Annotated in this window: 18 protein-coding genes; 6 read left to right on the top strand and 12 right to left on the bottom strand. The window is 69.5% G+C overall.

Annotation, left to right across the window (positions count from 1 at the left end; genetic code table 11):
- Positions 1-26 precede the first annotated feature (26 nt).
- A complete protein-coding gene (locus VKV26_20460; GenBank protein HLZ72283.1) occupies positions 27-434 on the top strand; it encodes a heme-binding protein in 408 nt (135 codons plus the stop codon).
- Positions 435-447: 13 nt separating this feature from the next.
- Here the strand turns inward: VKV26_20460 and VKV26_20455 are convergent, their stop codons facing one another.
- Together VKV26_20455 and VKV26_20450 are read right to left on the bottom strand one after the other, a co-directional pair.
- Positions 448-1,908 (bottom strand): phosphoglucomutase/phosphomannomutase family protein, encoded by a 1,461-nt coding sequence (locus VKV26_20455; protein HLZ72282.1) that lies wholly within the window; start codon positions 1,906-1,908, stop codon positions 448-450.
- A gap of 739 nt (positions 1,909-2,647) precedes the next feature.
- Positions 2,648-3,508 carry a protein phosphatase 2C domain-containing protein gene (locus VKV26_20450; GenBank protein HLZ72281.1) on the bottom strand — a complete coding sequence of 287 codons (861 nt, stop codon included), beginning with the start codon at positions 3,506-3,508 and terminating at the stop codon, positions 2,648-2,650.
- A gap of 181 nt (positions 3,509-3,689) precedes the next feature.
- Between VKV26_20450 and VKV26_20445 the strand changes: the two genes are divergently transcribed.
- Entirely contained in the window at positions 3,690-4,415 is a 726-nt protein-coding gene (locus VKV26_20445; protein ID HLZ72280.1) for an FHA domain-containing protein, read from the top strand.
- A gap of 28 nt (positions 4,416-4,443) precedes the next feature.
- On the opposite strand, the gene VKV26_20440 is transcribed toward VKV26_20445, so the two are convergent.
- From VKV26_20440 to VKV26_20425, 4 genes are all read right to left on the bottom strand, one after another.
- The gene (locus tag VKV26_20440; protein ID HLZ72279.1) at positions 4,444-6,447 is read right to left on the bottom strand and encodes an ATP-binding cassette domain-containing protein; all 2,004 of its coding nucleotides are present in this window, start codon (positions 6,445-6,447) and stop codon (positions 4,444-4,446) included.
- 86 nt (positions 6,448-6,533) lie between these two features.
- Positions 6,534-9,509: an FHA domain-containing protein gene (locus tag VKV26_20435; protein ID HLZ72278.1), complete on the bottom strand. Its 2,976-nt coding sequence runs from the start codon at positions 9,507-9,509 to the stop codon at positions 6,534-6,536.
- Between the two features lie 34 nt (positions 9,510-9,543).
- On the bottom strand, positions 9,544-12,378 hold the full coding sequence (locus VKV26_20430; protein HLZ72277.1) for an FHA domain-containing protein: 2,835 nt from the start codon (positions 12,376-12,378) through the stop codon (positions 9,544-9,546).
- A gap of 212 nt (positions 12,379-12,590) precedes the next feature.
- A complete protein-coding gene (locus VKV26_20425; protein ID HLZ72276.1) occupies positions 12,591-13,022 on the bottom strand; it encodes a TIGR03668 family PPOX class F420-dependent oxidoreductase in 432 nt (143 codons plus the stop codon).
- Between the two features lie 188 nt (positions 13,023-13,210).
- On the opposite strand from VKV26_20425, the gene VKV26_20420 reads away from it, so the two are divergent.
- Both VKV26_20420 and VKV26_20415 read left to right on the top strand, forming a co-directional pair.
- A complete protein-coding gene (locus VKV26_20420) occupies positions 13,211-14,143 on the top strand; it encodes an AlkA N-terminal domain-containing protein (GenBank protein HLZ72275.1) in 933 nt (310 codons plus the stop codon).
- Positions 14,136-15,260, top strand: a complete 1,125-nt coding sequence (locus tag VKV26_20415) for an aminotransferase class V-fold PLP-dependent enzyme (GenBank protein ID HLZ72274.1) — start codon at positions 14,136-14,138, stop codon at positions 15,258-15,260. Before VKV26_20420 ends, VKV26_20415 begins: the two co-directional genes overlap by 8 nt.
- 684 nt (positions 15,261-15,944) lie before the next feature.
- Here the strand turns inward: VKV26_20415 and VKV26_20410 are convergent.
- From VKV26_20410 to VKV26_20400, 3 genes are all read right to left on the bottom strand, one after another.
- The gene (locus VKV26_20410; GenBank protein ID HLZ72273.1) at positions 15,945-17,936 is read right to left on the bottom strand and encodes an ABC transporter substrate-binding protein; all 1,992 of its coding nucleotides are present in this window, start codon (positions 17,934-17,936) and stop codon (positions 15,945-15,947) included.
- 89 nt (positions 17,937-18,025) lie between these two features.
- Positions 18,026-19,078 (bottom strand): ABC transporter permease, encoded by a 1,053-nt coding sequence (locus VKV26_20405; protein HLZ72272.1) that lies wholly within the window; start codon positions 19,076-19,078, stop codon positions 18,026-18,028.
- 34 nt (positions 19,079-19,112) lie between these two features.
- A complete protein-coding gene (locus tag VKV26_20400) occupies positions 19,113-20,081 on the bottom strand; it encodes an ABC transporter permease (protein ID HLZ72271.1) in 969 nt (322 codons plus the stop codon).
- Positions 20,082-20,378: 297 nt separating this feature from the next.
- On the opposite strand from VKV26_20400, the gene VKV26_20395 reads away from it, so the two are divergent.
- Together VKV26_20395 and ugpC are read left to right on the top strand one after the other, a co-directional pair.
- Positions 20,379-21,215 carry a hypothetical protein gene (locus VKV26_20395; protein HLZ72270.1) on the top strand — a complete coding sequence of 279 codons (837 nt, stop codon included), beginning with the start codon at positions 20,379-20,381 and terminating at the stop codon, positions 21,213-21,215.
- Between the two features lie 891 nt (positions 21,216-22,106).
- Complete coding sequence (gene ugpC / locus VKV26_20390) at positions 22,107-23,234, top strand: sn-glycerol-3-phosphate ABC transporter ATP-binding protein UgpC (protein HLZ72269.1); 1,128 nt, start codon at positions 22,107-22,109, stop codon at positions 23,232-23,234.
- Positions 23,235-23,328: 94 nt separating this feature from the next.
- Here the strand turns inward: ugpC and VKV26_20385 are convergent, their stop codons facing one another.
- The 3 genes from VKV26_20385 to VKV26_20375 are packed head-to-tail and all read right to left on the bottom strand — an operon-like array spanning position 23,329 to position 25,867.
- Entirely contained in the window at positions 23,329-23,769 is a 441-nt protein-coding gene (locus VKV26_20385) for a cupredoxin domain-containing protein (GenBank protein ID HLZ72268.1), read from the bottom strand.
- A complete protein-coding gene (locus VKV26_20380; protein HLZ72267.1) occupies positions 23,769-24,152 on the bottom strand; it encodes a DUF2203 domain-containing protein in 384 nt (127 codons plus the stop codon). The genes VKV26_20385 and VKV26_20380 overlap by 1 nt, the downstream gene beginning before the upstream one ends.
- A 20-nt stretch (positions 24,153-24,172) precedes the next feature.
- Complete coding sequence (locus VKV26_20375; protein HLZ72266.1) at positions 24,173-25,867, bottom strand: 1,4-alpha-glucan branching protein domain-containing protein; 1,695 nt, start codon at positions 25,865-25,867, stop codon at positions 24,173-24,175.
- Positions 25,868-25,916: the final 49 nt, after the last annotated feature.

Genomic DNA, 25,916 nt, shown 5'->3' with positions numbered 1-25,916 from the left:
TGTACGGTGTACAAGGAGCACTGGCGATGAGTCTCACCAGCAACGAGGCGCTGCGCATGGTCGCGGCCGCGCAGCAGAAGGCCGGCGAAGCCGGCGCCGCGATCAGCACCGCCGTGGTCGATGCAGGAGGGCACCTGCTCGCGCTGGTGCGCATGGAGCGTTCGCCCTGGCTCACGGCCGACTCGGCGCACGCCATGGCGTACACGGCCGCCGGCTTCGGCATGGCGGGCGCGAAGCTCACCCGCTTCGCCGCGGCGCCGTGGTTCCAGGCGCTCACAGTCCAGAGCGGCGGCCTCGTCACCGCCGCCGACGGCGCCCTGCCGATCAGGCGCGACGGCAGCGTAATCGGCGCCATCGCCTGCAGCGGCGCCAGCGACGAGGTCGATCTGGCCTGCGCCGAAGCCGGGATCGCGGCGCTTGGCGTCAGCGTGTGACGCCGCGCGGCGGTCAGCCCACGCCGGCGAGCTGCTTGCCCGCCTCCAGCACCCGCGGCACCAGTTGCTCGTCCTGCACCTCGGTGTAGATACGCATCAGCGGCTCAGTGCCGGAGAAGCGGATCAGCAGCCAGCCGCCGCCGGCGAGGTTGAACAGATAGCCGTCGAGCCGGCTGCTGCCGGTCACCTTCTGGCCGGCGACTTCGCCGGGAGCCGCCTTGTCGAGGCGGGCGATGATCGCGGCGCGCTGCGCGGGGTCGAACTGCACGTCGGCGCGGTCGTAGAAGTGCGGCCCGACCTTCGCGTACAGATCCTGGATGAGCTGCGTCGGCCGCTTGCCGGTGCGCGCCACGAGGTCGAGCATGAACAGCCCGGCCAGCACGCCGTCGCGCTCGGGGATATGGCCGCGGAAGCCGTAGCCGCCCGATTCCTCGCCGGCCAGCAGCGCGTCGAGCGCCATCATGCGCGGGCCGATGTACTTGAAGCCGACGGCTGTCTCCTCGACCGGCACGCCGTAGATCTCACCCAGGCGATCGATCATGCGTGTCGTGGTCAGCGAGCGCACGATCGGCCCGCGCATGCCGCGCACTTCGAGGAAATAGTAGGCGAGCAGCGCGAAGACCTGCAGCTGAGTGACGAAGGCGCCGTTCTCGTCCAGCACACCCAGCCGGTCGGCGTCGCCGTCGGTGGCGAGGCCGAGGTCGAAAACGGCGGTTTCGCTCTCACTGAACGGGTCGGCGCGCTGCTGCATGACCTCGGTGATGGCCTGCAAGTTGCGGGCGATCGGCTCCGGCGCGTGAATGCCGGGGAAGCGCGGGTTGTACTCATTGTGCAGCTCGGTGATGCGCACGCTGCCGCCGGCGAACAGCTCGGCGAAGCAGCGCTGGCCGGCGCCGTACATCGAGTCCACGGCCACCCGCAGCCCCGATTGCTGCAGCCGCGGCAGGTCGACCATGCCCGAGATACGTTGCAAGTACGCGGGCACGAAGTTCGGCCGCTCCAGCAGCCCCTTGCTCTCGGCTTCCTCCAGCGCCAGGCGCGGCGGCTCGCCCGCGGCCAGGATCTCCTCCAACGGCGCTTCGAGCTTCGCGACGACCTCGGGCGAGGCGGAGCCGGCGTAGTCGGGCTTGTACTTGAAGCCGTTCCACTCGGCCGGGTTGTGGCTGGAGGTGATCACCACGCCGCCGCCGGCGCGCCGCTCGATCACGCCCACCGAGCAGGCGGGCGTGGGCGCGAACTGAGCGCCAAGAAAGACCTTGATGCCGGCAGCGGTCACGACCTCGGCGACGGCTTCGGCGAAGCGGTTGGAGCCGAAGCGCGTATCCCAGCCGACGACGAGGCCGCGTTCTGCCAGTCCTTCGGCCTTCAGCAGCCGCGCGACCGAAGCGGCGAGGGCACGCACGTTGCGAAAGGTGTACTCCTCCGCCATTACCGCGCGCCAGCCATCCGTGCCGAACGTGATCGGGACCGTCATGCCTCTCTCCGGCGACGAGTGCGTCAGCGCAAGTATAGGCGGCGCCGAGGAGACGGAGCAGTAGCGCTCCGGGGTGGGGCGAAGGGTCGATGCTGCACTGAATCAGGTGATTGGCACTGTGAGGCTCGCGGTGGGCGGAGCGAACGGCAACCAAGATTCAACCGATCCTTCAGCGCAGGAGCGTGACGCGCGGCCTGATGGCTGGCGAAGTTCACGGCGCCGCGTCCAGAGTTCGATGAGAAGACGCTGCGCTGGCGCAGCGTGAGCCTCGAGGAGCGTGGCCGAGCACTGGTCGATCTGCTTCGCTTCGTCGACGCGATCGCCCGCTGCCCTCCGAAGCGCGAAATGTTCCCGGCTTTCCGCGCAGCGCCTGGCATCGCCGCGGTGGGAATGGCTAAGACATGGTTTCAAAACCGGCGTTCACGGGCGATCGCATACCTTCAAGCGGGAACCCGAGCCGGTTTTGAAACCATCTGTAAGGCGTCCGCGTGCTGAGCTTCCCGCAGCGGGTGGAAGGCCTTGCCCAGGCACCGCGGACCGCGCGGATCTCCTTCGCCTTCGGCGGAGCGATCGCGCTGAATTACTGCCATAGGCTGCATGAAATGCTCGGAGCAGATGATACCCGCGCCAGCCGCGCGGCAGGGCTGCTCCCCGCCTAAACGCTTCATCGCGGCGCGTGGAACGCCGTCTCCAGCTCTGCCGTGCGCCGGCACGCATCCCTGCAAACGTTCTGCGCGGCTCAGCGGCGGCGGCGGAAGATGCGGAAGATGCGCGGGAAGAAGTCGGCCTGCGCCGGATGCTCTTCCTCTTCGATGCTGACTCTCGTGCCAACTTCGACGACGACGAGGGTGGCGTCGTCGCGGCCTTTGCGCTCTTCGACGAGCGCCAGCACGCTCTCGACGGCGGCCTGCGGCTCGACCCCCTCAATCTTCGCGGCCAGCTCGTCGTCATCGATCACGCCGTGCACGCCGTCGCTGCACAGCACCAGACGTGTCTGGCCGCCGGTGTCGGTTTCGGTCTTCACCTCGGCCTCGACCTTGTGGTCGAGGCCCAGCGCCCGCGTGATGATGTTGCGCCGCGGGTTGTGACGAGCCTCCTCGGGCGTGAGCTTGCCGCTGTCGAGCTGGTCCTGCACCCAGGAGTGGTCGTGGCTGAGCTGGCGGATCTGGCCGTCGCCGACGACGTAGGCGCGGCTGTCGCCCACGTTGGCCACGATGATCTGGTCGTCCAGCACCGCCGCGGCGACCACGGTGGTGGCCATCGGCAGCCCCTCATCGGTCTGCTGCGCGGCCGACTCATGAACGCGCCGGTTCGCCTGCCCCACCGCCTCGATCAGGTCAGTTACCGGATCGCCGGTCTGGGCGGCGAAGTAGGCCCGCTCAACGCTTTCCACGGCGAGGGCGCTGGCGACTTCGCCCTTGAGGTGGCCGCCGACACCGTCGGCCACCACGTAGAGGTTGCCATGGGAGGCGCGCAGGGCCGCGCGATCTGGCTCCGAAAGCCGGAAGCTGTCCTCGTTCTCCAGGTGCTTCGGCCCCTGGCGGCTGCCGCCGGCGGCGAGTCGCCCGGTCTGGATGTTGAAGCGATGCGTGTCGGTCATGAAACGGGCCGCCACTCCTGCTGAGCGCCTTGGCGCGCCGCCGCTGCCGGCGAGCCGATCGTGCCGCAGCACCCGGACCGGCTGCAATCACACCTATTTTATCCATGGCGGCCGTGTTGGCTACACGCCGGCGTTCTGCTGCGCTACGCTGTTGACCGCAGCGCCATGCGGAGGTGACAGAATGGCGGACGCCGACGCCATCCGCCTGACGATTCGGGGGCCGGGGGGCGGCGAACGCGAGGTTCGCCTCGACGCCGACCTGATCCGCATCGGGCGGGCGCGCGACTGCGATGTGACCCTGGACAGCGGCTACATTTCGCGCTACCACGCCCGCCTGGAGCGCAGTGGCCGTAGCTGGCAACTGGTCGATGAGGGCAGCAAGAACGGGGTGATCCTCAACGGCAAGCGCGTCTCTCGCAGCCATGCGCTGTTCGCCGGCGATGCGGTGCGGCTGGGCGACTTTACGCTGATCGTGCACATGGCCGACGAGCAAGACGCGGATCGAACGATTATCTACCCCTTCCCTGCCGACGCCGAGGCCGAGCCGGAGACCGCGGGAGCCTCAGGCACCGAGGCGGCCGAAGCGCCGGCCGAGCTCCACGCCGCGGCCATGCCGGCGGCTCAGCCGGCGCCGGCAGCGGCCGTCGCAGCTCCCGAGCCGCCGCGGCCCGTGCACCTTGAGCCGCGTGAAGCGACGATCTTCAGCACGCTGGAGGCGGCCGCGTCGGCCGGCGCCGCGCCGCGGGCGCTCGGCGATGCCGCCTGGGCCGCCGGGACGTGGGACGGCGCGATGCTCGAACGGCTGCTGGCGCGGCTCGATCGCAAGCTACGCGATCAGTCCTGGCCGGGCGTCGAAGCCGACCAGGCCGGCGTCTATCGACTGGTTGGCGCGGCGGGCACGCGCTAGGTCCGCTCGCGGGCGGCGGGACCGCTGCTCAGCGCCGGTCCTTCAGCCGTTGCAACACCATCGCCGCGAGCAGCCCCACCACGACGAAGCAGGCGAGAATCAGCCAGCGGCCGGCCGCGTCGCCGTCCAGGGCGTCGGCGTACGGGAAGGTCTCCGGCACCGCGGCCACGGAGAGCACATGCGTGACGCGCCCGATCGCTTCGTGCGTCCAGCGCGTCGCCACAAGCGCCGCCAGCGGCTGTGCCGGCCCCAGATCCTGCACCGGCGTGAGCCCGCCCGCAAAGAGGATCTGCGGCACCATCAGCAAGGGCGCCGCGACGATTGCGCGGTCGGCGTTCGACACCGCGGCAGAGACGGCCAGCGCGACGGCGACCGAGGCGATGCCGCCCAGCAGCAGCGAGAGGAACACGCCGTCGATCGGCCCGGCGGGATACGGGAGATTGACGGCGCGCACGCTGCCGACCGCGTGCGGCAGGGTAACCAACCAGTGGTCGACGTGGCCGGGGAAGTCGATGTGCGCCGCGGCGACGCCGAGCAACAACAGGCTCTGCACGGCCATCAGCAGCGACAACACGAAGAACTTTGAGCCCACGTACGGCCCGATGCGCAGGTTGACCAGCCGTTCGCGCCGGTAGATCGCGTGCTCCTTCGCGATCTCGCGGATCGCGTTCAGCGTGCCGAGCCAGACGGCGACGGCGGCGAGGATGAAGGCGAGCTGTGCGCCCTTGAGTGCGCGGTTGTTGCCGTTGCCGCCGGCGAGCTGGCAATCTGCCGGCAGCGTCGTGGGCGAACTGACGCTGGTGCAGCCCGGACCGGAGAGCGCAACCAACTGCGCACCCGGCGGGACGTTCACGATCTCACCGCTGCGCAGATCGCGCGATGCCACCTGCGCGTTGCCGCCCTTCACCGCGATCACCACCACATCGCTCTGCGGCTTGTAGATGTCGGGCTGAAACAGCGCCCAGAGCAGCAGCGCGATGATCGGCGCCTGCAAGACCAGGACGAGCAGGTATTTGGGGTCGTTGACGATCGTGTTCGCGTAACGACGGCTAAGCACGCTGAACTGGCGCAGTGGGCCGATCGGCTTCAGCGCCGCCTTGGCCGGCAGGGCGCGCGGGACGGCCGCGGGCGTCTCTCCCGGCCCGGTTGCCGGCGGGCCGAGCTGGTCGGTGATCTGTGCGCGATACTGCGGCGAGTCGAGAAACGTCTGCTCCCACTCCTCCGACGTGCGCTCATCTGACAGCTTGACGTAGACCTCCTCGAAGTCGGCGGCGTTGAAATAGGAGAGGGCGGCGTCCGGCGAGCCGAAGAAAGCCATGCGCCCGCCGCCGGCGAGGAAGAGCACGCGATCGCAAATGGCGATGTTGCGCGTGGCGTGCGTGACGATCAGGATCGTGCGGTCCTGGTTGGCGAGGCCGCGCAGCAGGTCCATCAAGCGGCTCTCGGTCGCCGGGTCGAGGCCAGCGGTCGGCTCGTCGAGGAAGAGGAGCGGTGGCCTGGTCAGCAGCTCGACGGCGATGTTGACACGCTTGCGCTGGCCGCCGCTGAGGTCGTGGATCATCTTCTTGCGCTGTTCCTGCAGGCCAAGCTCCTCGATCAGCTCGGCGACACGCCGCTTGCGTTGCTTGCGCTTCGTGCCGGCGGGCAGGCGCAACTCCGCCGCGTAGCGCAGCGCTCGCTCCACGCTGAGGCGTGTGTGGATGATGTCGTCCTGCGGCACGTAGCCGACGTGTGTGCGCAGCAGGCGGAAGTTCTCGTACAGAGGCAGCCCGTTGACCGTGACCGTGCCGCGGGAGGCCGGCCGCACGCCGCTGAGCGCCCCGAGCAGCGTGGTCTTGCCCGCGCCGGAGATCCCGACGATGGCGACCAGCTCGCCGGGCTCGGCGATCAGCGAGACGTCGTGCAGGATGACCTGGCCGCGGCCGATCTCGGTGCACAGGTCGCGGGCTTCGAGCCCGATGCCCTCGGTCGAGGGCGCGGCATCGGCATGCGTGTGCGGCCGAGATGGGCGGCGGAAGGGCAGTTTGAGCATGACGCCGTCATCGTACGGAGCGCTCCGGCGCTGCCGGCATCCTCCGGCCGGGCCACACAGGCGGATGGATGGAGTAGGGCCGAGGGCTAGCGCCGGTCCTTCAGCCGTTGCAGGCTGGTGGCGATCGCCCCGAAGACGACGACGAAGCCGAGCAAGATCAGCCAGCGGCCGATCGCAGAGCCGTCGATCGCCGCCGTCTGCGGGAACTGCTCCGGGATGATCGCCAGCTTCACCACGTCGAGCACCCGGCCCAGCGCCTCGTAGGTCCAGCGCGTCGTCACCAGTGCGGCCAGCGGCTGCGCCGGGCCAAGATCCTTCACCGGCTGCAAGAGGCCGCTGAAGAGGATCTGCGGCAGCATAATCAGCGGCGCGGCGAAGACGGCGCGATCGGGGTTGGAGACCGCGGCGGAGACCGCCAGCGCCACAGCCACCGAGCCGGCGCCGCCCAACGCCAGCGAGAGCCAGGCGCCGCTCAAACCGCCCATGCCGCCAGGGATGTGGATGCGCAGCGCCGTGAGGCCCAGCAGCAGCGTCGCCTGGATCACGATCAGTGCGAACAGCACGGCGAACTTGGAGGCGATGTAGGGAAAGACCCGCAGGTTCACCACGCGCTCGCGCCGGTAGATCGCGTCCTCGCGGCAGATCTCGCGGATGGCGTTGAAGGTGCCGAGCCAGACGATCATCGCCGCAAGGATCAGGGCGAGCTGCGTGGCTTTGCCCGCGTTGGTGTTGCCGTTGCCGCTGGCCAGGTCACATTTGCCGCTCAGACCGAGCGTGGCGATCGCCTGCTCGTTGCAGTCCTCGCCGGTGACGGCGACCAGCGTCGCTCCCTTCGCAATGCCCGTGATCGCACCCGTCCTCGGATCAGGCGTCACCGGGCGCACCACGCCGCTCTCTTTGGCGAAGACGAGCACGCCGCTCGGCCGTGTGAACACCGCTGGTTTGAACAGCAGCAAGAGGAAGAGCGCGAAGATCGGCGCCTGCAGCAGCAGGATCGCCAGGTTCTTGCGGTCGTTCAGCACGATGTTGGCGTAGCGCCGTGTCAGGATCTGGAACTGGCGCCAGGCCACGGGCTGTGGCCGGTGCTTGCCGGGGCCGGCTGCCTGCGGCCTCGGCTGCGCCGGCGCCAGGCCGGCGGCGACGCCCTGCGGGTGCTCCAGCCGCGCCTGGATCTCGTGCTGGAAGAAGGGCGACGCCTGGTACGACTGCTCCCATTCTTCGGGCGAGCGAGTGTTCTCGATCAGGTCGTAGATGTCTTCGAACTCGGAGACGCCGAAGTAGTCCAGCGCGGCGCGCGGCGGGCCAAAGTAGGCGATACGCCCGCCGCGGGCGAGGAAGAGCGCCTTGTCGCAGAGCGAGACGTTACGCGTTGCGTGCGTGATCAGCAGCACTGTGCGCCCCTGGTCGGCGAGCTGGCGAAGCAGCGCCATCATGCGCGTTTCCGTGCCCGGATCGAGGCCGGACGTCGGCTCGTCCAGAAAGAAGAGCGGCGGCTGCGTCAGCAGCTCCACGCCGATGCTGACCCGCTTGCGCTGGCCGCCGCTGAGGGCGCTGATCGGCGTCTCGCGCTGGCGTTGCAGGCCGAGCTCCTCGATCACCTCGCCGAGGCGGGCGGCGCGTTCGGCCGGCGTCACGTCTTCCGGCATGCGCAGTTGCGCCGCGTAGTCCAGCGCCCGCTCGACGCTCAGCTCTTTGTGGATGATGTCGTCCTGCGGCACGTAGCCGATCTGCGCCCGCAGCGAGTCGAAATGGTCGTAGAGCGAGAAGCCGTTGAGCAGGACCTGGCCACTGGTCGCCGGGCGCAGGCCGCTGAGCGCGCCGAGCAGCGTCGATTTGCCCGCGCCGGAGACGCCGACCACGGCCACGAACTCGTGCGGCTGCACGACCAGCGTCACGTCCTGCAGGATCGCCGTACCCTTGCCGACAAGCTTGCGCAGGTTCCGCGCCTCCAGCAGGATGCCGGTCGTTTCGTCGAAGTGCTCGATCTCGCCCTGGCGCACCGTCAGCCGGTACGGCCCGATGCGGATCACGTCGCCCTCGCGCAACTGGCGCTCGGCGATCGCCTCGCCGTTGACGTAGGTGCGGTTCGTGCTCTTGAGATCGGTAATCACCCAGGGCGCATCGGCGGCGGCGCGGACGATCACAGCATGCTCGCGCGAGACCTGCGGCGAGGCAAGCACCAGGTCGTTGCTGCTGACGCGCCCGACGCTGATGCGCGCCGCGCCCGGCGCGTGCGGCACCACGCGCGGCCGCGTATCGCCGCCGGCCGGCAGCGGCGCGGGCGCGAGCGGCGGCGCGCTGCCGTCGCGGGCCGGCTCGATCGCGGCGGTGGCGCCGAACACACCAGCCGCAGCCGGCGCCTCGGCGCCGCCTTGCCGGTGAATCGCCTGCGTAATGCCGTCGGGGTCCGGCGAGCCTGCAGGCGAGGGCACGAGCGTGGGCGGATCGTCCGGACGCAGCGCGAAGGTGATCGTGACCGCGCCGGAGAGCTGGAAAGCCTCGCCGTCGTTGAGCAGCGCCTCTTCGATCGGGCGGCCGTTGATCGAGGTGCCGTTGCGGCTGTGCAGATCGACCAGTTCCCAGCGTTCGCCGCGCCGGCGCACCACGGCATGGTGTACTGAGACGGTGGGCAGGTCGATCGGGATGTCGTTGCTGTTGCCGCGGCCGATCGTCACCTCGTCGCGCTGCATGCGCACGCTGAACTGGCGGTTGGGCGTGTGCACATACAGCACCGGGCGGAAGTCCGCGGCCGCGGCGGGGCGGACCGGCTCGGGCGGCGCGTGCAGCGTGACCTGGAACGAGCCGATGCCGATGCGGTCGCTGGGCCCGACTTCGGCGGTCTCGCTGCGCAGCACGCGGCCGTTGAGCGTGGTGCCGTTGGCGCCGCCCAGGTCTTCGACAAAGACCGAGGCGGCGCGGCGCACGATGCGCGCGTGGTGGCGCGAGACACTGGCATCGGCCAGCACCAGGTCGTTGTCGCTGGAGCGGCCGATGGTGAGATCGTCCTTGTCCGATGCCTCCCGGCGGGCGTCTCCGTCGCGTTCGATCAACAGTTCGAGCATGGTCCGTCCATGATAGTGATCGCGTGGCAGATCGTCATCGCCGGTCCTTCAGCCGCTGCAGGCCCACGGCCAGCGCCCCGAACACGGCCACGAAGCAGAGCAGGATCAGCAGCCGCGCGATCGCGCTGCCGTCGGCGGCGTCCCGAAACTGGAACTTACTCCTCAGGGTCGTCGCGGTGGAGAAGAGGTTCGAGACGCGGGCCAGCGCTTCGAACGTCCAACGGCTGGCGACCAGCGCCGCCAGCGGCCTCGCCAGGCCGAGCTGGCTCACGGGCACGAAGATGCCGGCGAAGAAGACCTGGGGCAGCATGATCAGCGGCGCCGCAAAGACCGCCCGATCCGGATTCGAGACGGCGGCGGAGACGGCCAGCGCCAGCGCCACGGCGGCCGAACCGCCGAGCACGAGACAGATCCACATTGCCGCGTCGGCGCCGCCGCCGGGCAGATCGACCTTGATCGCGACCACGCCGAGCAGCAGCGACGCCTGCACGATCACCAGGGCAAGCAGCACGGCGAACTTGGAGGCGATGTAGGGAAAGACGCGCAGGTTGACCAGCCGCTCGCGCCGGTAGATCGCGTCCTCTTTGGAAATTTCGCGCACGGCGTTCAGCGTGCCGAGCCACACGGCCGTGGCCGCGAGGATAAAGGCAAGCTGCACCGCCTTGTTCGCCTTCCAGTTACCGTCGCCGCTGTCCACAACGCAGGTGTTGGACGGCGCCGGATGCAGGCGGTCGCAGTTGCCGGTGAAGGCGGCGGGCTGGGAGCCGAGCCGGCCGATCGTGTAGCCGCTGGGCCGCTGGAACAAGTTCGGCTGCGGGAAGAGCGCCCAGAGCAGGATGGCGATGATCGGCGCCTGCAAGAGCAGGATGGCGAGGTTCTTGCGGTCGCGCAGCACGATCTCGGCGTAGCGCCGCGTGAGGATGCCGAACTGCCGCCAGGCTTCGTTGCGTGTGCCGTGCTGGCCCGGCCCCGCCGTGACCGGCCGCGGCTGCGCCGGCGTGGCGGCCGCGGCGCCCGGCTGGTTGACGATGCGGCCGGCGATCTCCGACTGGTAAAGCGGCGCGCCGCGGAAGCGCTGCGCCCACTCCTCCGGCGAGCGCGTGTTCTCGATCAGGTCGTAGATCTCGTCGAAGCGACGCACCCCGAAATACTGCAGCGCCATGTCGGGCGCCCCGAAGAAGGCGAGCCGCCCACCGCGCGCGAGGAAGACCACACGGTCGCACTGCGCGATGTTCACCGTGGCGTGCGTGATCAGCAGGATCGTGCGGCCCTGGTCGGCGAGCTGCCGCAGGAGGGTCATCATGCGCGTCTCGGTCGCCGGGTCGAGGCCGGACGTCGGCTCGTCCAGAAAGAAGAGCGGCGGCTGCGTCAGCAGCTCCACGCCGATGCTGACGCGCTTGCGCTGCCCGCCGCTGAGGCTGGCGACGACCGTGTGCTTCTGCTGCTCCAACCCCAGCTCCGCGATCACCTCCGACACGCGGGCGTGGCGCTCGGCCGGGGTGGTGTCCGCCGGCATGCGCAGCTCGGCGGCGTAGCCCAACGCCCGCTCTACCGTCAGCTCCCGGTGAATGATGTCGTCCTGCGGCACGTAGCCGATCTGCTGGCGCAGTGCGTCGAAGTGCTCGTAGAGCGAGAAGCCGTTGAGCAGCACCTGGCCGCTGGTCGCCGGGCGCAGGCCGCTGAGCGCGCCGAGCAGCGTCGACTTGCCCGCGCCGGAGACGCCGACGATGCCGACGAACTCGTGCGGCTGCACGACGAGCGTGATCTCGTTCAGGATCGTCTTGCCCCTGCTCACCTGCTTGCTGAGGCCGAACGCCTCCAGCAGCATGCCGGCGGTCTCGTCGTAGTGCTCGATCTCGCCCCGGCGCAGCGTGAGCCGCACGGGGCCGATGCGCACCACGTCGCCTTCGGCGAGCCGGCGCTGGGTCACCGCCTCGCCGTTGACGTAGGTCCGGTTCATGCTGCCCAGGTCGGTAATCGTCCATGGCGCGCCCTCGGCCGGCCGCTCCAGGAGCGCGTGTTGGCGCGAAACCTGCGGCGAGTCGAGCACGAGCTGGTTCTGCGGCGAGCGGCCGATGGCGATGCGCACCGCGCCCGGGCCATGCGGCAGGATGCCGTGACCGCCCGTCCGCCCGCCCGACGAGACGCCCAGCGCCGGCGGTTTCAGGCGGAAGGTCAGCGCCACGTCGCTGCCAAGCACGATGCGGTCGCCGTCGCGCAGCGCCGCCGACTCGACCTGGCGGCCGTTGACGAAGCTGCCGTTGCGGCTGCGCAGATCGATCAGCGCCCAGCCGTCGTCCTGGCGGCAGATGATCGCGTGGCTGGCGGAAAGCGTGGGCGCCGAAAGCGAGATGTCGTTGCCAGAGGCGCGGCCGACGGTCGCCTCGTCGCGCTGCATGACGTAGCTGAAGCTGCGCCCATCCGCTTCGATCAGCAGCTCAGGCCGGTCCAGCGGATCGGCGTGCCCGGCCGTTCCTGCCGTGCCGGCAGCGGCGGTCTGGCGCAGGGTGTCCGGCGCGGGTGACGGCGGGGACGGCTGGCCATTGCCGCCGGCGGCCGCGGTCTCCACCAGAGGCCGGCCGATCGCGAACACGCGGATACGATACGTGCCGACGGTGAATTCTTCGCCCGCGCTCAGCGGCGCCGACTCGCTGCGCAGCAGGCGGCCGTTCAGCCGCGTGCCGTTGGCGCCGCCCAGGTCTTCGAGGTAGAGCGCGCCGGCGCGCGTCAGCACGCGCGCGTGCTGACGCGACACGCTCTCGTCGGGCAGCACCACGTCGTTGCCGGGGGCGCGGCCCAGCGACGCCTCGTCGCGGGCAACGGTCTGTTCGCACGCCGCGGAACTGCCTTCGATGCGAAAGCGCAGCATCGTCGCCGTTTCTTACGCAGCAGTCGTGGCCGTGAAAATCACCGGCGCTCCTTCGCCCAGCGCACACTGTTGCCCGTCCGGGCGCAAGGGAGCGTGGTTGCCGATAGCGCCAGGAGGGTTTCGTTGCTGGAGGCGCATCCGCCGGTCCGTAGCCGGCATCGGCGCTGGACGGCCGAATCATGCGTAACTCCGCGGCAACGCCGGCCGGCGTGTCAATCTTCTATCGCCGGCCAGTGCCAGTCTAGCACGCGCTCCGGCTGAACGCGGATCACCGGCAACTCCTCCAGCGACATCTCGCGGTACTGCGCGTAGCGTGCGCGCAATGCGGCGATCGCCGCCCGTTGCTCCTCGCCCGGCGGCACAATGCGGGCGCGGCCGCGCAGCTGCAGCCAGTGCAGGCGGCGCCAGTCTTCGTCGTAGTCGTCCACCGTCAGGCAGACGGCGGGATTCCCCTCCAGGTCGCGCACGCGGCGCAGGCGCTCGACCGGCACGCGTTTCGGCTTGCGATCGAGCGGCGTGTAGACGAGGCCCTCGTGCAGCGCGAAGCAGACGGGTACGACGTGCGGCCGGCCCGCGGCATCCGCGGTCGCCAGGTGGGCGACCCGATGGGCGAGAAGGAAGGCGGCCTGTTCTGCCGTGAGCACCGTTGGGCCTCCTGGTCGGCGCCGGCTCGCCTATCCCTGCCTCGTTCGGGCGTGGCTGTTCCCTCCCGACACGGGAACGGACCTTTGCAGCACGGCCGATGACGTGCGTGCGGAGCGGAAGGCCGGTTGAGCCATGGCGCACTCCAATCCGATCGCGGGCCGGCGGCGCTCTCGGCTACAGTGAATGCATGGGATGTGCTGCCCGCCCGCTGCGCCTGTCGCCGCGCCAGCCCTATGCCTTCGATCACGCCCTCACCTACTTTAATCGCCGCGCCGGCGAGCTGGTCGATCGCGCGGATCTCGGCTGCTATCGACGGCTGTTCGCGCTGCCTGACGGCCTGTTGCTGGCCGAGCTGCGCCCCGGCGAAGCTGGCAGCCTCGTTTTGACCGTGCGCGGCGTTGCCGGCGGCCACCAGCCCTGCGAGGCCGACGTGCAGGCCGTGGCCGCAACGTTGACGCGCACGCTCGGACTTGAGGACGATCTTGCGGACTTTCGTGACGCGGCGGCGGGCGATGCGGCACTCGCCGGCCTTGTGCGGCGCTTCGCCGGTCTGCGCCTGATCAGCACGCCGGCGCCGTTCGAGGCGTTCGTCTGGGCCGTGCTGGGCCAGCAGATCAGCCTGCACGTCGCCTTCCGCCTGAAGGCAGCGCTGGTGCAGCGCTGCGGCGCGCCTGCCGAGATCGACGGCACGGTGTTTTGGGCGTTTCCAACCGCCCGGGTCCTGGCTGCGCAGAATCCGGACGAACTGGCGGCGCTGGGCCTCGGCCGCCGCAAGGCCGCGACGATCGTACACGTCGCCGGCCTGGTGGCCGGCGGCGCCCTGAAGCTCGAACGGCTCGCCGCCCTGCCGCTTGACGAGGCGGAGCGCGAGCTGACGGCGCTGCACGGCGTCGGGCCGTGGACGGCGCGCTACACGTTGCTGCGCGGGCTGCGCCTGGCCGATGCCTGCCCGGTGAGCGACGGGGGCCTGATGGCGGCCTGCGGCTCGCTCTACGATCTCGGGCGCAAAGCCACCAGCGCAGAGGTCGAGGCGTTTTCCGAGCGCTGGCGTCCGTATCGTGGCTACGCGGCGTATTACCTCTGGTTCATGCTGGCACGGATGGGGAGGGGCGATGGCTAGCCTGGTGGCGCGGTCCGATTTTGAGCTGCCCGACGGGTTGATTCACCTCGCGCCCGGCGGCGAATCACCGTCGTTGCGCACGCACCGCGCGGTGCTGGAGCGCTACTTTGCCAGCAAGGGCACGGGCCCGGCGGGCCAGCGCACGCGGGAGGAGGTGACGCAGTCGGTACGCGGGCTGGCGGCCGAGCTGTTCGGCCTGCCCGGCGCCGAGACGATCGCCTTCGTGCCCTCGGTCTCGGACGGCATGAACGCCCTCTCGCACGCACTGCCGGTGCGGGCCGGCGACAACGTGGTGATCGAAGACCGCGAGTTCGGCGCCGTGCTCTATCCCTGGCTGCATCTCGAACGGCAGGGTGTCGAGGTGCGGTTGGTGCGCCAGCGCGATTGGGAGCCGGCCGAGGGCGCCTTCCGCGCCGCGATCGACGCGCGCACGCGCGCCGTCGCCTGCAGCCAGGTCAGCTTCCTCACCGGGCTGCACCACAACCTCGAAGCGCTCGCCGAGCTGGCGCGCGCGCGCGGCGCCTGGCTGGTGGTGGACGCGACGCACGCGGCGGGCGCGGTGCCCGTGCCCGGGCCGCTCTGCGACTTCGTGCTCTCCGCCTGCTACAAGTGGCTGCTGGGCTGGCATGGCGTGGCGCTGCTGGGCTGGAACCGCGAGCGCGTGCCGGAGATCGAGCCGGCGCTGCTGGGCTGGAAGACGCCCGAGGCGGTGCCCGACCGCGAGCAGCCGAAGACGTACGTGCGCAGCAGCGACGCGACGCGGCTGGAGATCGGCAACCCGAGCTACGTCGGCATCTTTGTGCTGGAGAACGCGCTGCGCTACCTGCAGGCGATCGGCATTGAGCGCATCGCGGAGCACGATCGCGCTCTGAGCGGCCGCCTCAACCGGGCCCTGCGCGAGCTGGGGCTCGACGTGGCTACCCCTCTCGACGCGAACTACCGCGCGGGCAACACCTGTTTCTGGCACGCTGAGCCGCAGGCACTGGCGACGAAGCTGGCCGCGGAAAGCATCTGGGTGAACGGCAGCGACGGCCGTATCCGCATGGGCACGCACCTCTGGTGCGGCGAGGCGGATGTGGAAGCGGCCGTGGTGGCGGTGGATCGCGCGATCGGCTGATCTTTGGCCCTCGGCGCTCGCCTCATTTCACATACCCCTCTCCCAATCCTGGGCGAGGGGCGATCGGTCGCAGCACGACTCGGACGGCGTCGGGCTAACCGCAAACCGATCGGATCGCCCGGCGCCGGATCGTCTCCTTCTCCCAGGATTGGGGGAAGGAGACAGGAGAGGATGAGGGCCGAACGGCAGAAACAAACACAAAAGTGCGAGAGGAGCGCCACCCCTGCGCTCCTCTCGCGTGGCTGCGGTGATGCTTCGGTGCGCGACGGACCGAACCCCGACCGTTGCGCCACATCCCCGACGCCGATGCACGCGGCGGGCGACCGGGCTACTGCGCCCGCCGGTCCACCAGCAGGATAGGTCATGGCGCCGCCGGAGAAAGTCCGGCGGGTCGCGCATCGGCTGTCAGGATTTTCCTGACAGCGGGATTCTCGGCCCTCTCCCCCGGCCCCTCTCCCAATCCCGGGAGAGGGGAGCTTGCAGGCAAGAAGATGGAGGCTGAAGGCGCGGCCGGGGCGGCGCGAAGGGCCCAGGCAGGGAAAGATGGCCGCTCCGCAGCCATGCGGGTGCGACCCTGCGGCAACCGGATAACCCGGCGCGGCCCCGGACCTTGCTCCCCAGGATCGCCCCTCTCCCTCTCTCCAGTATTGGGAGAGGGAGAGGGGACGGGGGTGAGGATGAGGGCTACGCCGGCCGCCCCTTGAACGTCGGGTCGGTATTGTCAATCCAAACGTTCGCCCACAGGTGATAGTACTGGAACCACGGGACCATGGGGACGTTGTGCAGGTAGTTCCAGGCGTTGAAGTCATCGATCAGGCAGATCATGCCGATGTTCTGGAAGACCTTGTCCAGCATGTAGTTCTGGATGTCGTAGCCCGTCTGGCGGCGCGTCTCGTAGTTGAAGTCGCCGCGCTGCTTGTCGAGCATCGCATCCAGGTCTTTGTCGGCAAGACCGGTGAGGTTGTACGGCGAGCCGGAGTGCAGGCCGTTGTACACCCACTCATCCAGGTCGGCGACGCCGTTGCCGTAGCTCCAGTAGAAGTCGAACTTGTGCTGCAGCAGCGCGGCGATGATCTCGGTGTAGCCGGTCGTGTCCTCGTGCCCGTTGAACTTGAAGCCGAGCACGTCCTGCAGATTCTTCTGCAGCTGCGGGAAGTACGCGGGAATGTAGCCCGGCGTGTTCGAGTAAATGATCTCCGTGCCGGCCGGCATGCCCGCGGCGCCGCCGGCCGCGTCAAAGAGCTGCTTCGCCTGCTTGATGTCCGCGTCGCGGTCGGCCGGGTTGTCGTAGCGGTAGCCGGGCTTCTTCAGCAGGTCCGACTGCGGAATCGCCCAGTGCGTCACCGGCCAGGAGATCAGGCCGTTCAGGCGGTAGCGGCCCTGGTAGACCGTGTTGCCCATGGCGTTGCGGTCCACGGCGATGCTGACCGCCTGGCGGTAACGGGCGTCCTTGAACGGGCCGTGATCCACGGGCAGCAGACCGCCGATCGGACCCGTCACCGGGACGGAGATCAGCTGCATGCCCGCGTTCTCCTTGGCGACGCGGGCGCCGTTCGAGTAGTTGTTGTACTGGACGAAGTCGACCTGCTTGGCCTTGATCGCCGCCTCGATCGCATTGTCGTCGCCGGGGATCCAGGTGTTCTCGATCACATCGAGGAACGGCCTGCCCTTAGCGAAGCCGGAGTCCTTCAGGTGCCAGTCCGGGTTCTTCAGGTAGCGGACGATCTTCAGCGCCTGGAACTGGTCGAGAATGAACGGCCCGGAGCCGATCAGCTTGTCCGGCGAGTTCATCTCGTCCGACGCGGCGTCGACCAGCGTCTGGCTGATGATCGAGCTCGTCGGGCCGGCGACGATCGCGAGGAACGGGGCGGCCGGCGCCTTGGTCGTGAACTTGACGGTGGTGGCGTCGGGCGCTTCGATCTTGTCGACCATCGAGAGCAGGCTGTAGAGGTTGGGGTAGTTGCCGGCGCGCGGGCTCTTGGCGTTCATCTGCCGCTGGAAGCTGTAGACCACGTCGGCGGCCGTCACGGCCTTGCCGCCAAGCGCATTGTTGGGCGCCAGCGGCGTCTTCGTCTGCCACTTGGCGTTCGGGTTGAGCTTGAACGTATAGGTGAGTGGATCCGGTTGCTCGGGCATCGCGGTGGCGAGGTCCGGCGAGAGCGCCTCCGTCGACGGATCGTCGAAGACCAGCAGCTTGCTGAACAGCATCGACCAGATGCCCCACATCGGGCCGAAGCCCGACTGGTGCGGGTCGAGGTTGTCCGGCGGCAGCGCGTCGTAGCTGAACTGGCGCCAGGTGCCGCCCGTGGTCTTCGGCATGTCGAGCTTCTGCAACGTGCCGCTCGGCTTGCCGTAGGTGGTGTTCTGAATCGCGCCGCCCGCGGCGGCGGCCGGCGAGCCGGCAGGAGCGGCGGGGCGTGCGGTGCCCGCGGGCGCGGCGGTGCCCGCGGGCGCGGCCGTCGCCGCCGCGGTGGCAACAGACGATGCCGTCGCCGCGGCCTTCGTCGCCGTGGCCGCGGTTGTGGCGGCTGCGTTCTTTTTGTTGTTGTTCGACGAGCTGCAGCCGACCAGCACAATGCCGGCCGCGCCGGCGCCCACCATCGCCCCCCGCTGTACGAACGTCCGCCGGGCCAGGCGGCGGCCTGCTAGCCTCGTCCAGTAATTGCTATCGGCCATCTCCTCGCTTCCCTTCCCTTGATTCGCCCCAGCGCACTCTGGAGCGTGCCCATTCCAGCCGCGTTCGTGTGCGGCAGTGGGGCCCTCGATCAGCGCGCCCGCAGGCGGGGGTCGAGCACATCGCGCAGCGCGTCGCCCACGATGTTAAAACCGAGCACCGCAAGTGAGATCGCGGCGCCGGCGAAGATCGCTTCGCTAGGCGCCTGCTTGATCAACTGCGTGCCCTCATACGTCATGTAGCCCCAGGAGACGCCGACGGGGGCGACGCCGAGGAAGGAGAGCGCCGCTTCGGCGAGGATGCCGGCGCCCACGCCGATCGTGAAGATCACGATCACCGGCGCCCAGATATTGGGCAGGATGTGCGAGACGAGGATGCGACGGTCGGGTGCGCCGATCACCTGCGCCGCTTCAACGAAGGGCAGGGCGCGCACCTGCAAGACCGTGCTGCGGGCGATGCGTGAGATCTGCGGCGTGGCCACGATGCCGATGCCGGCCGTGATCAGGGCGATGCTGGGCTGGCCCACGGCCGTGAGCAAGAGCAGAAACAGCAGCGGCGGGAAGGCCTGCAGCGCATCCATCACCCGCTGGGTGACCGTGTCGAACGTGCCGCCGACGTAGGCGGAGAGACCGCCCAGCACGACGCCGAGGAAGGTGCCGATCAGCAACGAGCCCAGACCGACGCCGAGCGAGCGCCGCGCGCCGAGAATGACGCGGGTGAAGAGGTCACGCGAGCCGCCGTCAGTGCCGAACCAGTGCTTCGCTGATGGACCGGTGTTCGAGATCGCCTGCGCGGCCTGCGCGTGCGCCTTCGCGGTGCACTCAGGAGTCACGCAAGAAACATCGTCGGGATTCGTGTTGGCCGCCGGTGCTGCCGCTTGCGGCCTGACGGTGAAGCGCGTTTCGGCGCCATACGGCGCGACCCAGTGCCCGAACAGCGCGAGGAAACCGAGCACGACGATGAGCGCGAGGCCGAAGACGCCGAGCGGCTTGTGGGTGAAGAAGGTGCGCGCGGCTTTGAAGCGCTTCGGCGCCAGCCGCTCTTCCGGCTCCGCCAGGGCCTGAACCGCGCTCGTACTCCTCGCGGTGGCAGTCGTCGCGTTCAATGAGGTCTTCGCATTCGCCACGGTTTCGCCGTCCCCCATGTGCGCTGCGATCGGTTCGCGAACTCCGCTGCACTCACGAGTAGCGGATTCGAGGATCGAACCAGGCGTATGCCACATCAACGAGGATATTCGTCAGCACGATCACCACGGCGACGGAGATGACCGCGCCGAGCACCACGGGCAGATCGTTGAGCCGCAGCTCGGTCACCAGGTACAAGCCGATGCCCGGGATATTGAAAATCGACTCGAGTACGACGTTACCGCCGATCAGGCCGGCCGTCAGCAGACCGATGATCGTGATTACGGGGATCATTGCGTTCTTCAGCGTATGGCGCATCACAACCACCGATTGGCGCAGGCCCTTGGCCGTTGCCGTGCGCACGAAGTCCTGTCGGGTCACTTCCAGCATCTGTGAGCGCAGCAGGCGCATGATCGCCGCACTTGAGGCGAAGGCGCCGGCCAGTGCCGGCAAAAGCATGATCGATAAGTTGCGCAGCGGATCGTCGAATAACGAGCGATAGGCCGTCTGATTCAAACTTGGCGTCCAGTTGAAGGTCTTGATCGTGAAGAGCAACATCAGCGGGGCGAGGAAAAATGATGGAATGGCGAGCAGACCGATGGAGAAGATGCGTAAGACATAGTCAACCCACGAATCCTGCCGCACCGCGGCCAGCACGCCGATGGGAATGGCGATGATCGTCGCGAGAATGATCTGAATCAGGCCGAGCTCGATCGAGGGGCCGGCGCGATTGCCCAGCTCGGTGCGCACCGGATTGTACGGCGCCGTCAAAGACTTGCCGAGGTCGCCGACAAGGAGATGGCCGACGTAGCGCACGTACTGCACCACCAGCGGCTTATCTTCGCCGAGCTGAACCTGAATGGCGTGCTTGTTGCGTGCGCAGATCTCCTTGGAGAGCTGGCACGAGGCGGCAAGTTGCTCGGCGCGTGACGGCCGCACGTGGCTGACAAAAAACACCAGCGTTACGACCATCCAGATGACTGGAATGGCGAGCAACAGGCGCCGGATGATGTAGCGCTGCACGCCTGGTTACCTCGCTGACCCCGGGGACTGGCGGAAAAGTGAACGCGGGTCGGGTCCCGAAGGCCCGCTGTTCCACGCGCATTGCAGGGAGTATACGCACGATTTCCGCAACCGAGTCAACCCTGATCGCGGCTAAACGGCGGCGCGCCGGCCGCGCCGGCGTTGACTCCCGGCGCCAGCGAGTATAGCCGAGGGTTGCGTGCAATCAAAGCGCCGTGCTGGTGATCCGCGCGCTCGCGTAGGATGGACGGGACCCGCCATGCTGGTTCGGCGCCGGTGCAGCCCGCGGGAGGGGCGGTGTTCGGGACGTTACGCTGCGGTTGCTTCGCGCTACTGGTGTTCGCCGCGGTGCTGCTCGGCGCCGCGGCGCTCGTTCTCTGGCTGCTGACTCGCGACGTCGGCCCCTCCTTCAGCAACGGCGCATACACGGTGGAGGCGCCCGGCGGCGTACGCGTCGATCGCATCACGCCGCAGGCCGCGGCCAGCTTCGAGGCGAAGGTGCCGGCGCCGAACGGCACGCTCGACGTCGGCCGCATCGGCCCGGCCGACCTGCTGCGGCTGAAGCTGGGCGGCATCACCTTCTCCGAGGAGGAGGTGAACTCGGAGCTGGCCCGCCGCCTGGCCGCGCAGCCGGTGCACGGCGACGGCATCGACGTCGACCGGATCTTTCTGGAACTGCACGCGCAGAACAGCCGCGCATACCTGTATGCACGCGTCTACGGCGTGAAGATGACCTTCTCCGCCCGCATCGCCTTCAGTGTGCAGAACCGGCAGGCGCGCGCCACGCTCTCGGACATTCATGCCGGCAGGATGCCGATCGGCTTCGTGCTGCCGTCGCTGCTCGATTGGACCGGCAACACGGCCGCACTGGAGAACCGGCTGGCGCTGGCCCTGCCCTCGCAGGTGACCGCGGTGCAGACCAAAGAAGGCGAGCTGCACGTCGATATCGACCCGCTACGCCTCGGCCGCGCCCTGCCGGCCTCACTCGCTGGCCTTGCGGCGGCGCCGGCGCGGTTTGGGCGGCGGCTCGTCTCCCTGCGGCGCAGCAGCGTCGCCTGGGGGTGCGCTCGCGGCCGCTCCGCCGGCGCCGGCGGCCGCTTCGGCCGCCTGGGCAGCCGCGGGCGTCTCGCCTGACGCGGCAGGAGCTGCCGCCTCAGCCGATTCCGGCGCGGCGCCGTGCTCGCCGGCGGCGTCCGCGCCGGCGGCCGGCTCAGCGGCGGTATCCTCGCGTGGCGGCCCGCTGTAGGAGGGCGCGGCGAAGGCGCGCAGCAGCGCGGCGCGGAACTTTTCGCGCGTGGTCGGCAGCGTGGCCACCAGCCGCTTCTGGCCAGCGATGACGATGCTGATCCGCTCGTCGCCGCTGCCCGAGTTGGGCACGCCCAGCAGGTAGCGCGGCCCGACGCGCACCTCCACCGCGTACTCCGCCTCGGGCGGCGCCTCGCGCCGGCTCGCCCGCGGGTCGTCCAGCGCGTGCCAGAGCAGCGCGAGCGAGCGGGTGAGGCCGTAATTCAGCCGGGCGCTGTGCAGCCGCCCCGCGTCGTTCAGCAGTTCGCGCGCCAGCCGCGCAAGGTGCTCTTCGACGCCGAGCTCGGCGAGTTGCTGCTCCACGCCCTCGCGCACGCCGCGCACCAGCTCCAGCTGCGCCGCCATCGCTTCGCAGGTGGCCCGCCACTGCTCGTCCTGGCCGCGCAGCTCCTCGGCCAGCGCCGCCAGCTCGGCCCACTCGTCGCTTCCCGTCTGCTCCTCGGCCATGCCGCCTCCGTCTTCTATGCATAGATGCACATCTGCACGAGTTTCGGGTCGAGCCGACGCCGGAGGGGGCCGGGCCCGACGCCCGCGCGGCTTCGGCCCGCGCGAGCGGCAATCGCCTATTCAGTATAACGATCACGCTATCGACACTCTCCGGCCGGACCCGTATGATGGCGAGTCAGAATCCGCGGGCGGCGGGCAGCCCCGCCGGCGGCACAGGCGGCCGAATCCCGCGCGAGGAGCGCCGGCGGCCGCGCCGAACGGGAGAGCGAGCTCATGGCCAGGGTCTACCTGGAAAACGTCACCAAGCGCTTCGAAGGCGGCGTGATCGCGGTCAACGACCTTTCGCTGGAGATCCGCGATCAGGAGTTTCTGGTGCTCGTCGGGCCGTCCGGCTGCGGCAAGTCGACGGCGCTGCGCATGATCGCCGGCCTCGAACAGATCACCGACGGCAGCATCTACATCGGCGAGCGCCGCGTGAACGAGGTGCCGCCGCGCGACCGCGATATCGCTATGGTCTTCCAGAGCTACGCGCTCTATCCGCACATGAGCGTCTACGACAACATGGCTTTCGGCCTGAAGCTGCGCCATGTGCCCAGGCGCGATATCGAGTCGCGCGTACAGGAGGCGGCGCAGATCCTGAGCATCGAGGCGCTGCTCAAGCGCAAGCCGCGCCAGCTCTCCGGCGGCCAGCGCCAGCGCGTCGCGCTGGGCCGGGCGATCGTGCGCGAGCCGCAGGCCTTCCTCATGGATGAGCCGCTCTCCAACCTCGACGCCAAGCTGCGCGTGGAGACGCGCGCCCAGATCGTCAAGCTGCACCACCGCCTGCGCACGACGACGATCTACGTCACGCACGACCAGGTCGAGGCGATGACGATGGGCGATCGCATCGCCGTGATGCGCGACGGCATCTTGCAGCAGCTCGACACGCCGCAGGCGCTGTACGACCGGCCCGCCAATGTGTTTGTGGCCGGCTTCATCGGCAGCCCGACGATGAACATGCTGCCCATGGCCGTGCACGCCGAGGGCGGCGAGGTTGAGCTGGTGCGCGAGAGCGTGCGGCTGTCCGTGCCGGCGAGTTTGGCCGGCGGCATCGCGCACTACAACGGCCAGGACGTGATCGTGGGGTTGCGGCCGGAGGACGTCGGCGACCGGGCGGAGGCCGATTGGTCGGCCGGCACGCTGCCGGCGACGGTGGATGTGCTCGAGCCGCTGGGCAGCGAGGCGTTCCTCTACGGCACGGTGGGCGGCCAGACGGTGATCGCCCGCGTCAACCCGCGCGCCCAGTTCGGCATCGGCGACCATGTGCAGCTGCAGGCCAACCTGAACCACCTGCACGTCTTCGATCAGGAGAGCGGCGTAAACCTGCTCCACCCGGCGGCGGAGCTGGTGGGCGCACGGTAGGGAACAGGGAACAGAATGTGCAGGGGCGCATCGCGTGCGCCTTTCGCAGCGCCAGCCGCGACACCCAGCCCCGGTGGGGAACAGAAGATCGGCGCTAAGGAACGACACGGATCGTGCCGCTGAGGCGGGGGTTGACGGCGTCGTGCCAGTCGTGCAGACCGGCCGCCGTGACCGTCACCTGCGCCGAGGCGCCGGGGGCGATCTGACCCGCGTCGAACAAGTTGGCCTCGACCGAGACGGGATGGTGCGGCACCGTGTCGCTGTTCACGAAGGTCACGGCGCGGCCCGCCTGCACCGTCACCGTGTCCGGCGCCGCGCCCCCGGCCGACAGCACGATTTGGCCCGGCGTGCCCGGCCGGGCCACGACGGTTGTGGATGGCACGGCCGCCGCCGTGCGCGCGGCGGGCGCTCGCGTGGGCGATACGGTCGCGGTTGCGGCCGGATGATTGTTGCTCGCCTTGCAGGCGCCGAGCAGCAGGCAGGCGGCGGCCGTGGCGATCACGGCGCAGCACCGGCGCGTCGGGTCGGCCGGCATCAGAGCTCGCTCAGCGGCCGGCGCCCGGCGAAGCCGGTATCCGTGCCGTGCCAGAAGGCGATGTCCGCTTCACCGAGCCGGTAGCAGAGCAGCACTTCTTCGCCGTTGCGCAGATGGGGAAAGTCGATCAGCCCGGACTCCACATCTTTGACCTGCACGCCCAGCGCGTTGATCCGCTCGAGCGCCCGCCGGGCCAGCAGCAGCGGGTCGTCCGGCCGCGAGGCGCCGTGGCCGTTCGCGGACAAACGCGCCCCCGGCGTCACGACGCCGGCAGCAGCGCCGGCCTGGGCCTGCCGTGCCAGCGCCCGCCGCAGTTCTTCAAGCAGGCCGATCACTTCGGGCAACGCGGCCCGCGCCTCTTCGACCGTCCAGTAGCGCGGCATCGGTGCATCGCCTCGGCGGTTCAACCAGCGGCCGGCTCGCGGCTGCGGAAAAGCCGGTAGTCGATCATGGGAAAGACCTTGTCCAGCTCCCACAGCTCCTCGGCCAGCGTACACCCGGCCGGCCCCGGTTCGCCGCTGTCGGCGAACGCGGCCAACCGGTTGAAGCGGTCCACGTGGCTCTCGAAGCGCTCGATCGCGTACTCGCGCGCCTGGCCGGTGGTGACGAGGAATGGCCAGTCGCTCGACTCCAGCAGCAGCAGCTCGCGGGCACACTGGTTCAGCACGATCGCCAGGCCGCCCTCCGCGGCCGGATGTTGCTCCACCAGCCGCTCCATGCGGCGCTCGCCCGCGTGGATGATCGGCCACATCCATTCCGTGTCGGCGTTGAGCCAGGTGAAGTGATTGCCCGCCTGCCCCCACGAGCTTTCCGGCAGCGCCAGCACCTCTTCAGCAGGATGCGCGGCCACCCAGCCGCCCGCGGAACTGAGGGCGATGCCCGGCCGCCGGCTCAGCCGCTCCAGCACCTTGCCCAGCCACTCGATGCCCTCAAACCACCAGTGGCCAAACAGTTCCGTATCGTACGCCGCGGCGATGATGCCCGGCCCGCCGGCGCGCGCCCGGTAGCCGTTCAGCTCGTCCTCGACGAGCCCGGCGAAATGGTCGGCGTGCGAGTTGGTGCGATCGAAGGCCACAGCCGGATCCCAGCGATCCTTCTCACCCAGGTCGACGCCGGCGCCGGTCACGCGCCAGTAGTGCAGGCCGGAGACACCGTCGCGCTTGTGAAACTCGCGGTAGTCGAAGTCGCCGGGGTAGCCGTGCGAGGCGGACCAGACCTGCAAGCCGGTGCGGCTGTTGCGGCCCAGCACGGCTACGTCGGGCGTCTCGACCCAGTAGGGCAGGAAGGTCGTGCGGTCGCGCGGCGGCGGATAGTCGGGCAGCGGCACGACGTAGCGCCGCGGAATGCTGCCGTAGGGACCGACCGCGTCGCCCTGCGCCTTGCCGACGGGCGCGCCGCCTTCGAGTGTGTGCGTCTCCACGAAGAAGAGGTTGAGCCCGTTCTCGGCCATGAAGGTCTGCACGCCGGGCTTCACGTAGCGCTGGCCGCCCAGCTCGGCCATGAACGAGGGCCGGTAGGCGCACTCGGGCAGCCAGCAACTGCGCGGCTCGCGGCCGAAGTGGCGGCGGTACGATTGCGCTCCGACAGCGAACTGGGCGCTGATCGTCGAGTCCCGCTCCATCAGGGGCATGTAGCCATGCGTGGCGGCGCTGGTGGCGATCTCCAGCAGCCCCGCGTCTTGCAAGGCTTTGAAGCCGCTGAGCACGCTGCCGCCCAGCTCCTCATACAGCGCCAACAGCCGCTCGTACCGGCCGCGATACCAGCGCGCCGCGGCCAGCCGGCGATCGTCGCCCGCGTGTGCGAAGCGCTGCACGTCCTCGGCGGCGCGCGCGTGCTTCTCTTCCATGAAGTCGCGCAGGTTGGCGCGCACGGTGCCATCGGCGAGCTGCTCGGCCAGGATCGGCGTGATGCCGATCGTGAGGTTGAACGGCACGCCGCGCCCTTGCAGCCCGCGCAGCACGTCCAGCAGCGGCAGATACGTTTCCGAGGCCGCCTCGTGCAGCCACTCTTCGCCGTGCGGCCAGCGGCCGGCGCGGCGGCAGTAGGGCAGGTGGCTATGCAGAACGAAGGAGAAGGCGCCGATCGGTTCCTCGCCCATTGTTGCTTCCGTATTCAAGCTGGCCGCGTGTGCGGCCATGGCTAACCCA

Source organism: Dehalococcoidia bacterium, assembly GCA_035310145.1.
Taxonomy (GTDB): domain Bacteria; phylum Chloroflexota; class Dehalococcoidia; order CAUJGQ01; family CAUJGQ01; genus CALFMN01.
The sequence above is the reverse complement of the archived record's forward strand: the minus strand, read 5'-3'. Positions and strand labels throughout refer to the sequence as shown.